This is a genomic window from Caulobacter sp. DWP3-1-3b2, from assembly GCF_049896325.1.
In the GTDB taxonomy this organism is placed as follows: Bacteria; Pseudomonadota; Alphaproteobacteria; order Caulobacterales; family Caulobacteraceae; genus Caulobacter.
The window spans coordinates 38,572-50,622 of record NZ_JAFCUB010000030.1; the positions used below are offsets into that span (position 1 = coordinate 38,572).

The 12,051-nt window shown below is 65.7% G+C and carries 14 protein-coding genes and 1 pseudogene; 10 read left to right on the forward strand and 5 right to left on the reverse strand.

The genetic code is table 11. The features are described 5' to 3' along the window. The first annotated feature begins 275 nt into the window (after window positions 1–275). Both ACP7AG_RS16525 and ACP7AG_RS16530 read left to right on the forward strand, forming a co-directional pair. Window positions 276–1,118 carry an alpha/beta hydrolase family protein gene (locus tag ACP7AG_RS16525; protein ID WP_426009343.1) on the forward strand — a complete coding sequence of 281 codons (843 nt, stop codon included), beginning with the start codon at window positions 276–278 and terminating at the stop codon, window positions 1,116–1,118. A gap of 436 nt (window positions 1,119–1,554) precedes the next feature. Continuing rightward, window positions 1,555–2,841, forward strand: coding sequence for an FAD-binding domain-containing protein (locus tag ACP7AG_RS16530; protein WP_426032138.1), 1,287 nt, complete (start codon window positions 1,555–1,557; stop codon window positions 2,839–2,841). A gap of 120 nt (window positions 2,842–2,961) precedes the next feature. Here ACP7AG_RS16530 and ACP7AG_RS16535 read toward each other — a convergent pair whose 3' ends face one another. Both ACP7AG_RS16535 and ACP7AG_RS16540 read right to left on the reverse strand, forming a co-directional pair. Beyond that, on the reverse strand, window positions 2,962–3,609 hold the full coding sequence (locus ACP7AG_RS16535) for a DUF3052 domain-containing protein (RefSeq protein ID WP_426032140.1): 648 nt from the start codon (window positions 3,607–3,609) through the stop codon (window positions 2,962–2,964). 1 nt (window position 3,610) lies between these two features. Beyond that, window positions 3,611–4,408 carry a crotonase/enoyl-CoA hydratase family protein gene (locus ACP7AG_RS16540; RefSeq protein WP_426032156.1) on the reverse strand — a complete coding sequence of 266 codons (798 nt, stop codon included), beginning with the start codon at window positions 4,406–4,408 and terminating at the stop codon, window positions 3,611–3,613. Window positions 4,409–4,739: 331 nt separating this feature from the next. Here ACP7AG_RS16540 and ACP7AG_RS16545 point away from each other — a divergent pair, with 331 nt between their 5' ends. Both ACP7AG_RS16545 and ACP7AG_RS16550 read left to right on the forward strand, forming a co-directional pair. Beyond that, window positions 4,740–5,096, forward strand: coding sequence for a response regulator (locus ACP7AG_RS16545; protein WP_426032142.1), 357 nt, complete (start codon window positions 4,740–4,742; stop codon window positions 5,094–5,096). 53 nt (window positions 5,097–5,149) lie between these two features. After that, a complete protein-coding gene (locus ACP7AG_RS16550) occupies window positions 5,150–5,764 on the forward strand; it encodes a pyridoxamine 5'-phosphate oxidase family protein (protein ID WP_426032144.1) in 615 nt (204 codons plus the stop codon). Between the two features lie 66 nt (window positions 5,765–5,830). On the opposite strand, the gene dksA is transcribed toward ACP7AG_RS16550, so the two are convergent. Both dksA and ACP7AG_RS16560 read right to left on the reverse strand, forming a co-directional pair. Beyond that, entirely contained in the window at window positions 5,831–6,259 is a 429-nt protein-coding gene (gene dksA / locus ACP7AG_RS16555) for an RNA polymerase-binding protein DksA (RefSeq protein ID WP_426014212.1), read from the reverse strand. A gap of 175 nt (window positions 6,260–6,434) precedes the next feature. After that, window positions 6,435–6,866, reverse strand: coding sequence for a flagellar assembly protein FliX (locus ACP7AG_RS16560; RefSeq protein ID WP_426032146.1), 432 nt, complete (start codon window positions 6,864–6,866; stop codon window positions 6,435–6,437). On the opposite strand from ACP7AG_RS16560, the gene ACP7AG_RS16565 reads away from it, so the two are divergent. The 6 genes from ACP7AG_RS16565 (at window position 6,865) to ACP7AG_RS16590 (ending at window position 11,545) form a co-directional block, all read left to right on the forward strand. Then, complete coding sequence (locus ACP7AG_RS16565; RefSeq protein ID WP_426032148.1) at window positions 6,865–7,023, forward strand: hypothetical protein; 159 nt, start codon at window positions 6,865–6,867, stop codon at window positions 7,021–7,023. The two genes, ACP7AG_RS16560 and ACP7AG_RS16565, sit on opposite strands and share 2 nt — an antisense overlap. Window positions 7,024–7,096: 73 nt before the next feature. Beyond that, entirely contained in the window at window positions 7,097–8,209 is a 1,113-nt protein-coding gene (locus tag ACP7AG_RS16570) for a flagellar basal body P-ring protein FlgI (RefSeq protein WP_426032150.1), read from the forward strand. Then, entirely contained in the window at window positions 8,209–8,538 is a 330-nt protein-coding gene (locus tag ACP7AG_RS16575) for a rod-binding protein (RefSeq protein WP_426014217.1), read from the forward strand. The genes ACP7AG_RS16570 and ACP7AG_RS16575 overlap by 1 nt, the downstream gene beginning before the upstream one ends. Before the next feature lie 2 nt (window positions 8,539–8,540). Continuing rightward, window positions 8,541–8,987 carry a flagellar basal body protein gene (locus tag ACP7AG_RS16580; protein WP_426014218.1) on the forward strand — a complete coding sequence of 149 codons (447 nt, stop codon included), beginning with the start codon at window positions 8,541–8,543 and terminating at the stop codon, window positions 8,985–8,987. A 173-nt stretch (window positions 8,988–9,160) separates the two neighbouring features. Beyond that, window positions 9,161–9,634, forward strand: coding sequence for a DUF1203 domain-containing protein (locus tag ACP7AG_RS16585; protein ID WP_426032152.1), 474 nt, complete (start codon window positions 9,161–9,163; stop codon window positions 9,632–9,634). Window positions 9,635–9,829: 195 nt separating this feature from the next. Continuing rightward, window positions 9,830–11,545 (forward strand): ATP-binding protein, encoded by a 1,716-nt coding sequence (locus tag ACP7AG_RS16590; protein WP_426032154.1) that lies wholly within the window; start codon window positions 9,830–9,832, stop codon window positions 11,543–11,545. Between the two features lie 18 nt (window positions 11,546–11,563). On the opposite strand, the pseudogene ACP7AG_RS16595 reads toward ACP7AG_RS16590, so the two are convergent. After that, window positions 11,564–12,051: pseudogene (locus tag ACP7AG_RS16595) on the reverse strand (IS5 family transposase); the annotation flags it as partial.

A 12,051-nucleotide genomic window follows, 5' to 3' on the forward strand; every position in this document is an offset into this window, starting at 1 on the left:
GCCGTCCTTGACATCGTCAGACGCCAGAGCTCCGATCCACCAAGGCTAAAAGGCGTGGCCACATCCGGAGCGGATGCCGGTTTCACCGGAAGCGGACGTTCGGAACGTCAGCGAAGGGTGGTTAGCGGACGTCGCCAAGCCAACGGATCCCTCGCCACATGTCGATGAACGTTGTGTCATGACAAAAGCTTAAGTTGCGATGGTGCGGGTCCCGCTATCAAGGTCACGCTTGGTCGGCGCGATCTGCACTGGCGTTCCTGAGCCCGAGGCATCCCTTGAAATCGTTCGTCGCCGCCATCGCCCTACTGGCGCTCCCCGGGCTTGCCTTTGCACAACAGCCCGTAAGGGAGGTGACGATTTCATCCGGCGACACCACGCTCTCAGCCCGCATTCTGGGTGGCGTCGGTGAAGGGCCGCGTCCGGCCATCGTCCTGTTTAACGGCTTTCCTGCGGGGCCAAATATCCCTCGCATAGCGACCGACCTGCAAGCCGCCGGCTATACCGTGTTGCTACCCCAATATCGGGGCACGGGGTCATCGGGCGGGGCCATCAGCCTGCGACACTCGCGCGAGGACGGGGCCGCCGCCGTAAACTGGCTCAAGCAGGACGCCGCCAGCGGGGTGGATCCGACTGAGATCGGCGTGCTCGGCGTTAGCTATGGCGGCTGGGTCGCGTTGCAGACGGCGGCGGCAGACCACAGCGTACGGTGCGCTGTGGTTCTCGTTCCCGCCGACATGGGCGTGATCGGTGCGCGTTGGGGCTCCGACGCAAGCTATCGGACGGCCTGGAAGACTGATCTGGACGCCGTCGCTGCCGATCCCGCCTCGACCCGCTTCGGACCGGATGGCGTCGACGGCTTTATGAACGCGATTACCCTGGAGTCCGGCACATCAGGCTTGGCCCAGCGCGCCGCTGATCTGGCGGATCGTCCGATCTTCGTCGCAGGCGGTCGTCACGATCCCGCAGCCCCGTTCGCCGACCACTATGTACCGCTGGTGGAGGCTCTTCGCGCAGCCAAGGCGCCGTTTACGGCCCTCGAGTTCGACGGTGGGCATAATCCGTCTGAAGCCTCGGCCGCCGCACAGAGCTTCATTGAACGGAGCTGCTTTGCCGATTGACCCAGCTAGTCGTCGGCTCAAGCGCGAGGACCCCGTTGCGATCAAATGTCCGCTTTGGGGTCGGAAGCGGAAGGTGGACCCGCTCCATCAACCGGACCTTCGATCACCGTTGGACGCCGCCTATCTCTAACCTTGGTATGTGCGCTTCCCACCGAAGGTCCAATGTCCAGTTTCGGGCAACAGGCTGGCTTCCGCTCCCGACCCGAAGCGGAACTTAGTTTAGCTCCAGGGCTCGGACATTCAGCCGAAGGACCCAATGGCGTGGTCGGACTTGTGTCGCCCATTTGGTCCGGACGACCGTCCCGCAATGTGGGTAAGCTTGGATCTGGCCGACACCCCGCGCCGAGCCGGCTCAATCAGCACGTCCGTCGGGCGGCCTATGCATTGAGACCCCAGGCGCTTAAGGAGCCGGCAAGCTTGCAAGTGACGGACGATCATGACTTTCCCGCCAACCCGTGATGAAGCCCTACGCCGCCTCACCGCTTTCGTCCCGCAAGCCGGTCTTGCCTACGCGGCCGGCCGCAATACTGATCCTGGTCCTGGCCAGCCGACCGCGGTGTCGAGGCTCTCACCCTATCTGCGCCATCGCCTGATCACCGAGAAGGAGATCATCGCCGCCGTGCTCGCGCAGCATGACGCCAGAGCGGCCGAGAAATACGTTCAGGAGGTGCTGTGGCGGACCTACTGGAAGGGGTGGCTTGAGACACGCCCCGCAGTCTGGGCGCGCTTCTGCACTGAAAGAGATCACCAGGCCCAAGCGTTTGCCGGCTCCCCTACCCTTCATGCAGCGCAGACCGGCCAGACGGGGATCGAGGGCTTTGATGACTGGGCGAGTGAGTTGGTGGAGACCGGCTACCTCCACAACCACACACGTATGTGGTTTGCCTCCATCTGGATTTTCACCCTGAAGCTGCCTTGGTCGCTGGGCGCAAACTTCTTTTTACGTCATCTGATTGATGCCGATGCGGCGAGCAATACGCTGTCCTGGCGCTGGGTTGCGGGGCTTCAGACGCCCGGCAAGATCTATCTCGCCTCTACCGACAACATCGCCCGCAATACCAACCGGCGCTTTGCACCGAAAGGTCTGGCCACAGAAGCCACCGCGCTCACGGAGCTTCCGCTTCCGGGTCCTCTCGACCTGGTTGAACATCGTGTCGCCTCCATCTCTGACCCGGCCATGCTTCTGGTCACGTCGGAGGACATGCATCCGGAGTCAGCTTTTGGAGCGGCTAGCCCCTTCGTAGCGGCAGTTGTTGCGACGGACAGGCAGCAGCTCTGGAGCGAAGCGGCTCGTCGCTTCCTCGAAGGCGCGGCCCTGGATACGACAACGCGGATCGGCGCATTCTTCGGCTGCCCCACGACCCGGCATGATAGCCTGGATCCCGAGCGCCTGCTGTCTGCCGCCAGAGCAGCCGGTGTCCGGCAAATTGTCACGCCCTATGCTCCGGTTGGCCCGGTCGCTGACGCATTGGCTGATATCTCGTCCAGATTGGCGGTTGAAGGCGTAACGCTGGTGCAGGTCAGGCGTCGTTGGGATGACCGGCTTTGGCCTCACGCGACCAAGGGATTCTTTCCGTTCAAGGCGCGAGCGATGGCCAGCCTCGCGGCCGGAGACCTCACCCAGGCCGCGATCGCTCCGCTAGTTTGGGAGCGGATTGACGGCCATCGCTGTGGTCAACACCCTGCCCGCTCCATCGGCGCGTCTGGAGTGAGGCCAGGTTGAGTCGGGTGCGGGAATTATGGCCGCGCCTGACGCCGGACCTTGGACGCCGTGCCGGAGAACCGGCAGGACGAACATCGGACTAGGCTCGAAAGCCCACCCAGCCGCCCCGCTTAGTGCCCCCTACTCCTCGTCGAACCCCTCGTCCTCATCGGCGACGGCTGGCGCGGCCACCGCCCCGCCCTTGCGCTTGACGAAGCGCAGCGCGGTGTGGGTCTTGGAGAACGCGCAGACCTTGGTGTCCACCAGCCCCTGCCCGCGCGCGGCGGCCAGGATCTCGGTGTCCTTCAGCGGCGCGCCCCGACCCTTTTCGGCGACGATCCAGATCGCGCCCTTGGCCGCCAGGCCGCCGATCAGGTCTTCGAGCTGGTCGAAATCGGCCAGGTCCTCCACGCCCAGGAACAGCAGGTCGATGTCCTCGTCGGCTTCCACCGGCTCCGCCCGGCCCGACAGCTCGTCGAGGAACTCGGCGTCATCCACGCCCAGGACCACCACCGTCTGCCCCACCTTGACGCCCAGCTTGTCCAGGCGGCTGGGCGGGTTCTGGATGGCGTGCAGCCACGTGTCCGCCTCGCCTGGCTCCAGCGTGAACCGGGTGCCGTCGGTCAGGACCAGATCGGCGCCCTCGACCCGCAGGTCGCGCAGGGCGTGGCCCTGGAAGATACCGCGCACCGCGCCGCGGAAGATCAGCTTGGGCGGCTCCCACAGCAGCTTGCCGTCGCTCTCGCCGTCCGCCAGTTGACCCCAGACGCCCTTGGCTTCCTTACCCATGTCAGGAGCCCTTGAAGCTGGGTTGGCGCTTTTCGAGAAGGGCGTCGACGCCTTCCATGTGGTCGTCGGTGTGGTGGGCGATGGCCTGGGCCATGGCGCTCATCTCCATCAGGGTGTCGTAGCTGGCGCTGGCGCCCTGCCGCAGCAGGGTCTTGGCCATGCGCAGGGCGTGGGGCGGCTGCAGGGCGATGCGCTCGGCCAGGGCCATGGCCTCGTCCATCAGGGTCTCAGCCGGCACCGCCTTGCTGATCAGGCCCCAGGCCTCGGCCTTTGCGGCGTCGATCACGTCGCCGGTGAACAGAAGCTCGGCGGCGCGGCTCATGCCGATCGTGCGCGGCATCAGCCAGGCCCCGCCGTCGCCGGGGATGAGGCCCAGCTTCAGGAAGGTCACCCCGAACTTGGCGGTGTCGGCGGCGATGCGGATGTCGGTCATGCAGGCCACGTCGCAGCCCAGGCCGATGGCCGCCCCGTTGACGGCGGCGATGGCCGGGACCTCCAGGCCATAGATGGCCCGCACGATGCGGTGGATGTTCTTGCGATAGCCGTCGCGCACCGCCACGCCATTGCCGCCGAACGCGCCTTCGCGGGCCTTCATCGCCTTGACGTCGCCGCCGGCCGAGAACGCCCGGCCCGCGCCGGTAAGGATCACGCAGCGAATTTGTTGGTCGTCATTGATCGCCTCGCAGGCCGCCGCCACCTGATCGCCATCGCCCGGCGCGCCCAGCGCGTTCATCGCCTCGGGGCGGTTGAGCGTGAGGATCGCGACGTGGCCGCGTTTCTCGGTAAGGATCAGGGACATCATGGCGCGCGCTCCTGCGTATTTTTGCGCTCTGCATAGCGCAATTTCCCTTGGACGACGCAAGACTCCGCAAGCAAACATGACCGAAACACGGCGTTCGCTGAACATTGAGGTAAACACTTGTGATTACAAAGACCAGGCAAGTGTTCGCCGTTCATGACATCGTTGTCACCAGTCAAGAGCGCCTAAGGTGGCGCTTGAGAACAAGTCGCAGGCGCGCCCCTGCGACATTTTAGACAAGCTGAACCGTAAAAATCGTTAGCGCAGAAGAGAATCATAGGCTTCTACTGGGGATAGGGACGATTTAGAGAAGTGGTGGCGTCCAGTGAACATGTCCCATAGGCATGCTTTGATCATCGAGGACGAGATCCTCATCGCAATGGAAGTGGAGGCTTTGCTCACCGAGCAGGGGTTCGATAGTTTCGACATCGCCGAAAGTCCCCAGGAAGCGCTCGATTGCGCCTTGAGGCGGCACCCTGATCTGATCACGGCGGACTACCGCATCATCGGTGGCACCGGCGTCGAAGCAGTGGCGGCGATCCTGGCGCATCTAGGGCCAATCCCGGTGGTGTATGTCACCGGGAACGCCGACCAACTGGGCGCGCGAACCCCCACCGTGGTTGACAAGCCGATCTCGCCCCATCGCCTGGCCGAGGCTTGCGCCGTCGCCCAAAGTGCGGCGGCCTAGGCTTTTCGCGACGGCCAGACCGTCTATGCTGGCGGCTTCGCAGGAGGTCGCCCGTGGACGTCATCGACAGCTTGGAAGCGCTCGAGGCGCTCTACAGACCCGCGCCGGTCGCGGCCTCGACTGTCAAGGTGGCCGACCGCATCACGCCGCATTACCGCGCCCTGATCGAGGCATCGCCGTTCCTGGCCCTCGCCACGGCCGGCCCCGAGGGACTGGACTGCAGTCCGCGCGGCGACCAGCCCGGTTTCGTGCGCATCGCCGATGAGCGGACCCTGATCCTGCCGGACCGGCGGGGAAACAACCGCATCGACAGCCTGCGCAACGTGGTCCGCGATCCGCGCGTGGCGCTGATGTTCCTGATCCCCGGCTCGGGCACGACCTTCCGGGTCAATGGCCGGGCGGTGGTGTCGGCCGATCCAGCCCTGCTGGCCAGTTTCGCCGTCGATGGCAAGGCGCCGCGCACCTGTCTGGTGATCACGGTCGTCGAGGCCTATTTTCAATGCGCCCGGGCCGTCGTCCGCTCGGGACTGTGGAAGGCGGAGACTCAGCTCGATCCCCGGCGCCTGCCCTCGCCCGGCGCCATGCTGGCGGCGATGAGCCACGACACCGTCGGCGGGCCCGAGTACGACAAGGCCTGGCCCGAGCGCGCGGCGGCGAGCCTGTGGTGAAACGAAAACGGCCCCGCCGTGAGGCGGGGCCGTTCGAAACACAATCAGGTCGAGATCATGATGATCTCAATCGTCGCGGTGAACCCGTTCCCGACGTTCGTGGCGTTCCTGGGCTTCCAGGCTGAGCATCGCGGTGGGCCGCGCGTCCAGTCTCGCCAAACCGATCGGTTCGCCGGTCTCTTCGCAGTAGCCGTAGGAACCGTCCTCGACCCGACGCAACGCCTGGTCGATCTTGGAAATAAGCTTCCGTTGACGGTCACGGGTCCGAAGTTCAAGCGCCCGATCAGTTTCCGACGACGCGCGATCGGCGAGGTCGGCATGGTTTTCAGTTTCAGCCTGTAGATGAGTGACCGTCTCGCGAGATTCGCGGAGGATCTCCTCTTTCCATGCGATGAGCTTCTGCTTGAAATATTCAAGTTGACGCTCGTTCATGAAAGGCTCGTCGTCCGTAGGACGATACGAGCCTGACGCCTTAAGAACAGTGGCCGTTTGCATTAACGCCTCACGCCCCGATCAACTCCGCCCAAGTCAGGCGGGGTGCTTATACCAAAACGATAGCCGGGTTCAATGAACCTCGCATGAGCGGCGTGTTCAGCGCCGTGCGGGAAATCCCGGATCTCGTGGACATTCAATGAACCGCGTTCTTTAAGATACGGTTTCATCAACGATCTCAACCCAGCCGGGCCTGCTCAAGCTTGGCAGCTTCGACCGCGGCCCGGGTCTCGATTTCGTTGAGAATTGTTTCCAGCACCGGATCGTCGGTCGATTCGCGGTGCTCTCGGACCGCGCTTTTCAGCCTGGACAGAGTTTGGGTCGAAACCTCGCCGTCGAGAACCGAGATCTTCAGCGCGTCCAGAATGTCCAGCAGGCCGCCCGCGCGCTTCACCGCTCGCCGCTTGCGCTCCAAGGGATCCAGATTGGCCTGCAGGGCCAGCAGGGCGTCCAGCGAGCCGACGCCCGTCACGCCGCCAGTCTGGGCTACGCCCGAAGCCGCGCTCGCGCCGCCCACCGTAGGCAGGGAGAATCCCGATCCGCCGCCGCCAGTCGGCTTGGCCCGCGATGCGCCAACCGCGCCCGCGCCTCCCGTGCTGGAAACCTTCATGACCGACGCTGCTCCGTTCGCGGAAACTACCGAAACGCGGGAGTCACCCCCTCCCGTTAACCACATTTTGGCGGCGCTCGCTTGCGGTATGGTTAATGCCGGGCAGAAACTGCCGGATCGGATTGTCGCAAGCAGAAAAGCCCTGGATTTCAACTGATTTCATTGAACTTTTTCATGGCCCGCTTCTGGCATGGGACGACCCGGGGATACGACCCCGCCGCAGGATCGCCATGTCTCGTTCATTCTTCGCTTCCGTTCTGGGCCTTGCTCTCGCCGCCGTCGCCATGGCCTCCAGCCCCGCTGACGCCAAGTCGCGGATCAAGGACATCGTCTCGTTCGAAGGCGTGCGCGACAACCAGTTGATCGGCTACGGCATCGTCGTCGGCCTGAACGGTTCTGGCGACAGCCTGCGCAACGCGCCGATGACCAAGCAGAGCCTCGAGGCGATGCTGGAACGCCAGGGCGTCAATGTCCGCGACGGCAACCTCAACACCAAGAACACCGCCGCCGTCATAGTCACCGCCAACCTGCCGCCGTTCTCGGCGTCCGGCGCGCGGATGGACGTCACGGTCTCGACCCTGGGCGACGCCAAGAGCCTGCTGGGCGGCACCCTGCTGGTCACCTCGCTGCAAGGCGCGGACGGCCAGACCTATGCGGTGGCGCAGGGCTCGGTGCAAACCGGCTCGGTCTCGGCCGGCGGGGCCTCGGGCTCTTCCGTCACAAAGGGCGTGCCGACCGCAGGTCGGATCGCCGCCGGCGGCATTATCGAAAAGGAAACCGGCTTCCAGATGGTCGAGATGGGCGAGATGCGCATGACCCTGCGCAACCCCGACTTCACCACCTCGCGCCGGATCTCCGACGCCATCAACACCAAGTTTCCCCGCTCGGCCCAGGCCCAGAACCCGACCATCGTCGCGGTGCGCCCGCCGGCCGGCATGGACATGATCAGCTTCGTCACCGCCATCGAGAACCTGGAGGTCGAGCCCGACAGCCCAGCCAAGGTGATCATCGACGAGGTGGCCGGCGTCATCGTGATGGGGGACGACGTTCGCATCAGCCAGGTGGCGATCGCCCAGGGCAACCTGACCATCTCTGTCCAGGAAAACCCGGCCGTCAGCCAACCGGCCCCGTTCAGCCAGGGCCAGACCCAGGTCGTCCCGCAGTCCGCCGTCAGCGTCAACGAGGAGACCGGCAAGAGGCTGCTGACCCTGGGCGGCGGCGCCTCGCTGAAGAGCCTGGTCGGCGGCCTCAACGCCTTGGGCGTCACGCCCCGCGACATGATCTCGATCCTGCAGGCCATCAAGGCCGCGGGCGCCCTGCAAGCCGACATCGAGGTGATGTGATGAGCGCCCTGTTCACGACAAATATGGCCCTCGCGGCGACGCCGATCGACACAGTCGGCCCCACCGCCACCTCCACCGCCGAACTTCTGCGGCGCGGCAAGATCAAGGAAACGGCTCAGAAGTTCGAGGCTTCGTTCCTGTCGATCATGCTGCAGTCGATGACCGCTGGCATGAAAACCCCCGAGATCGGAGGCGGCGGGGCCGGCGAGGACATGTTCAAGTCGCTGCTGACCGAGGAGATGGCCAAGCAGGTCACCAAGGCCGGCGGCATCGGTCTGGCCGCCACGGTCCAGAAGGAAATGCTGAAGATGCAAGGCTTGAAGGAATAGTCATGGCCCTCACCGCCACCGGACCCGACGACCGCGTCGAACAGCTGATCATCCTGACCGAGCGCCTCACCGACCTGATCGCCCGCCAGGCCACCGCCTTCGAGGCCCGCCGGCCGCACGAGGCGGCGCAATATGTCGATGAGGTCGCCAAGCTGGCCAATCTGTATCGCCACGAGTCGACCCGGGTTCGCGCCAGCGTCGCCCTGGTGGCCGGCGCCGAACCGTCCCGCCGCCTGCGGCTGGTCCGCGCCACCGAGGCCTTCGACGCCGTGCTGGCCCGCCAAGGCCGCGCCGTCACCGCCGCCAAGACCGTCACCGAAGGCCTGGTCCGCGCCATCGCCCAGGAAGTCGCCGAGCAACGCCCCACCGCGTCGGGCTATGGGCCAGGCTCGCAAGGCGCGGCCTATCGTCAGAACGGCACGGCGATCACGCTGAACCAGCGGGCCTAGAGCAAGTCGCGCGACATAGGAATCGCACGGCTTGCTCTAGACTTTTGTTTTCGCATCGCTTTTGCGGAAAACCGGTGACCACTTTTCCGCGCGATGCTCTAGCAGACACCGCAAGCATCGGGTGTCGGCGCGCAGCGCCAGCCGCCACACAGGCTCCAGCACAGGAGCTTGCCGTGGCCTTCACCGTTTCCAGCCTGCCGATAGAACCTTTCCAGCCGCTGTTCGCGCTCGACGACGACGCGCTGGCGGCGCGCGGCATGCTGCGGGTCGTCGCCGACACCGCCTTCGCCTTTCCCTGCCGCGTGACGCTGGACGACGCCGAGCCCGGCGAGCGGCTGATCCTGCTTAACTATGAGCATCGGCCCGCCGATAGCCCCTTCCGCTCGGCCCACGCCATCTATGTGCGCGAAGCGGCCGGCGCGGCGGTCAACGCGACCAACGCCCTGCCGCCCGCCCTGGCCCGGCGCCTGCTGTCGCTTCGCGCCTTCGACGCGGCCGGCATGATGTGCGACGCCGACCTGGTCGAGGGCGCGCAGGCCGGCCCCGTCATCGAGCGGCTGCTGGCCGACCCGCAGGTCGCCTATCTGCACGCCCACTACGCCCGGCCCGGCTGCTACGCCGCGCGGATTGATCGCGCGGACGCCTGACCGCGTCTGCGACACTTGGAAGCAGGGTTCGATGACGGCGTTATCTCAATGGCGACTTAACCGCGAACAGCTAAGCTATTCGTAGATCGAGCAGGCGGGGGGACGCACGGTTTTATGAAGCGCGCGGTTGTTAAGTGGGAACCCATCCCGACGAAAGAGATCGTCGGGCCCTACATTCCGATCCTCCGCGGATACTTGCTCGCCGCCGCCGCCTACTACGCCGTGATCAGCATCTCTCACCCCTTTTACGAGAGGGGCTGGGGCCTGCTGCTGCTGGAAGGTCTGGCGATGCTGGCCGCCCTGACCGCTCTGGGCCTGTGGTGGCGCCTGAAGTTCCGTCCGCCAGGACTGGTGGGGCTCGAGACGGCCGCCCTGACGATGAACGCGCTGCTGATGGCCAATGTCGTGGCCTATCAGGTGCTGCATTTCGAACCGGCCAAGCTGGTCTATTTCGTGCTGATGGCCCTGGTGTTCGCGACCTCGGCCCCCACCCGCCGCGTGGCCCTGTTCAGTGTTGGCGTGTCGCTCGTCGGCCTGTTGCTGATGGCCCGCAACGCGCCGGGCGACCTGGTCGCCCAGTACGGCTTCCTGGGCGTGGCGGGAGCCTTCGCCGCCCTGGGCATGTCGACCCTGATGCGGGGGGCGGTGCTGCGCGAGCTGCGCGCCCGCCTGGCGTCTGACACCCTGAACCGCAAGCTGGAGGCCGAGCTGGGCGAGAACCGCCGCTTGCGTGACGAGGCCCAGGCGCTGGCCCTGACCGCCCAGACCGCCAACCGGGTCAAGACCGAGTTCCTCGAGACCATGAGCCACGAGATCCGCACGCCCCTGAACGGCGTGCTGGGCATGGCCCAGGCCATGGAGCGGGCCGAGCTTTCCGAAGATCAGCGTGGCCGGTTGGCGGTCGTGCAAGACTCCGGTCGGGCGCTACTGGGGGTGATCAACGCCATTCTCGACATCTCGCGGATCGAGGCCGGCAAGATGGAGATCCTGCGCGCGCCCTTCAGTCTGGACGCCCTGGCCGAGACCTTAAGTCGGCTCTATGCGGGCCTGGCCCACGACAAGGGCCTGGCCTTCGCGCTGGAAGTCGAACCCCAGGCGCGTGGCTGGCGTGACGGCGACGAGGCGCGGCTACGCCAGGTGCTCAGCAATCTGATCTCCAACGCCGTCAAGTTCACCCAAGCCGGCGCGGTCACCGTGCGCATCGGCGGCGACGCCCTGGGCCTGACCTGCGAGGTGATCGACACCGGGGTGGGCATTCCCGAAGACCGCCATGCCCAGGTGTTCGAGAAGTTTGTGCAGCTCGACAGCTCGACCACCCGGCGCACCGGGGGCAGCGGGTTGGGCCTGGCCATCTGCCGCGAGTTGGTGACCTTGATGGGCGGCCAGATCGATTTCGACAGCCCGCAGGGCGGCGGCGCGCGCTTCGCGTTCGACGTGCCTTGCCCCACTGTGGACGGCCTGATCGAGCCCGTACCGGCGGCTCCGGTCGAGAGGCCGACCGCGAATGGCGGCCTGCGGATGCTGGTGGTCGATGACAACCAGACCAACCGCACCGTGCTTCAAGCCATGCTGGCCCATATGGGCGTGGCCTGCGGCGCGGCGCGTGACGGCCAGGAAGCCGTCGCCATGTGGCGCGCCGAGCCCTGGGACGCCATCCTGATGGACATCCACATGCCGGGCATGGACGGGTTGGAAGCGGGCCGCGCGATCCGGGCGCTGGAGGCCGCCGGCGATCGGCCGCGCACGCCGATCCTGGCCGTCACCGCCAGCGTGCTGACGCACGAGACCGACCGCTATCTCGACGCCGGCATGGATGGCTTCGTGGCCAAGCCGATCGCCGCCGCGCGCCTGGTGGCGGCGCTAGAAACGGCGTTGGCGGGCGCGGTGTCGGCGGACGTGTCACTGCTCTAGGCCGTAGTGACGATTTAGCTATTTGAGCCATAGCATGATGGCGGCGAGGGTTACGAAGCCCATGAAGGTGGTTGCAAGCTTGTCGTACCGGGTTGCGATGCGGCGGAACTGCTTGATGCGGCTGAAGAAACGCTCGACGTGGTTTCGCTCCTTGTAGAGGGCTGTGTCGTAGGCGTGCTGGCGTTTGCGATGCCGGCGGGGCGGCACGCAGGGATCGCCGCCCTGGGCGATGATCTTTTCGTAGAGACGATTGGCGTCATAGGCCTTGTCGGCCAGGAGGTATTGGAAGCGCAGCCCGTCGATCAGGTCGAAGGCGGGGGCCATGTCGTTCTGCTGGCCCGGGCCCAGGATGATGCGGACAGGCAGACCAAGGGCGTCTACGCAGACGTGGATCTTGGTTCCGAACCCGCCACGAGACCGGCCAAGCGCCTGGGCGTTAGGGCCCCCTTTTTTCGCCGCGCGCCGGCGGCCTGGGCGTGGGCCCGAATGACGGTGGCGTCCAACAT

Coding starts and splice junctions, on each gene's coding strand:
- ACP7AG_RS16530 (WP_426032138.1), top strand. CDS start 1,555: ATGACTTTCCCGCCAACCCGTGATGAAGCCCTACGCCGCCTCACCGCT.
- ACP7AG_RS16535 (WP_426032140.1), bottom strand. CDS start 3,609: ATGGGTAAGGAAGCCAAGGGCGTCTGGGGTCAACTGGCGGACGGCGAG.
- ACP7AG_RS16540 (WP_426032156.1), bottom strand. CDS start 4,408: ATGTCCCTGATCCTTACCGAGAAACGCGGCCACGTCGCGATCCTCACG.
- ACP7AG_RS16545 (WP_426032142.1), top strand. CDS start 4,740: ATGTCCCATAGGCATGCTTTGATCATCGAGGACGAGATCCTCATCGCA.
- dksA (WP_426014212.1), bottom strand. CDS start 6,259: ATGCAAACGGCCACTGTTCTTAAGGCGTCAGGCTCGTATCGTCCTACG.
- ACP7AG_RS16565 (WP_426032148.1), top strand. CDS start 6,865: ATGACCGACGCTGCTCCGTTCGCGGAAACTACCGAAACGCGGGAGTCA.
- ACP7AG_RS16560 (WP_426032146.1), bottom strand. CDS start 6,866: ATGAAGGTTTCCAGCACGGGAGGCGCGGGCGCGGTTGGCGCATCGCGG.
- ACP7AG_RS16570 (WP_426032150.1), top strand. CDS start 7,097: ATGTCTCGTTCATTCTTCGCTTCCGTTCTGGGCCTTGCTCTCGCCGCC.
- ACP7AG_RS16575 (WP_426014217.1), top strand. CDS start 8,209: ATGAGCGCCCTGTTCACGACAAATATGGCCCTCGCGGCGACGCCGATC.
- ACP7AG_RS16580 (WP_426014218.1), top strand. CDS start 8,541: ATGGCCCTCACCGCCACCGGACCCGACGACCGCGTCGAACAGCTGATC.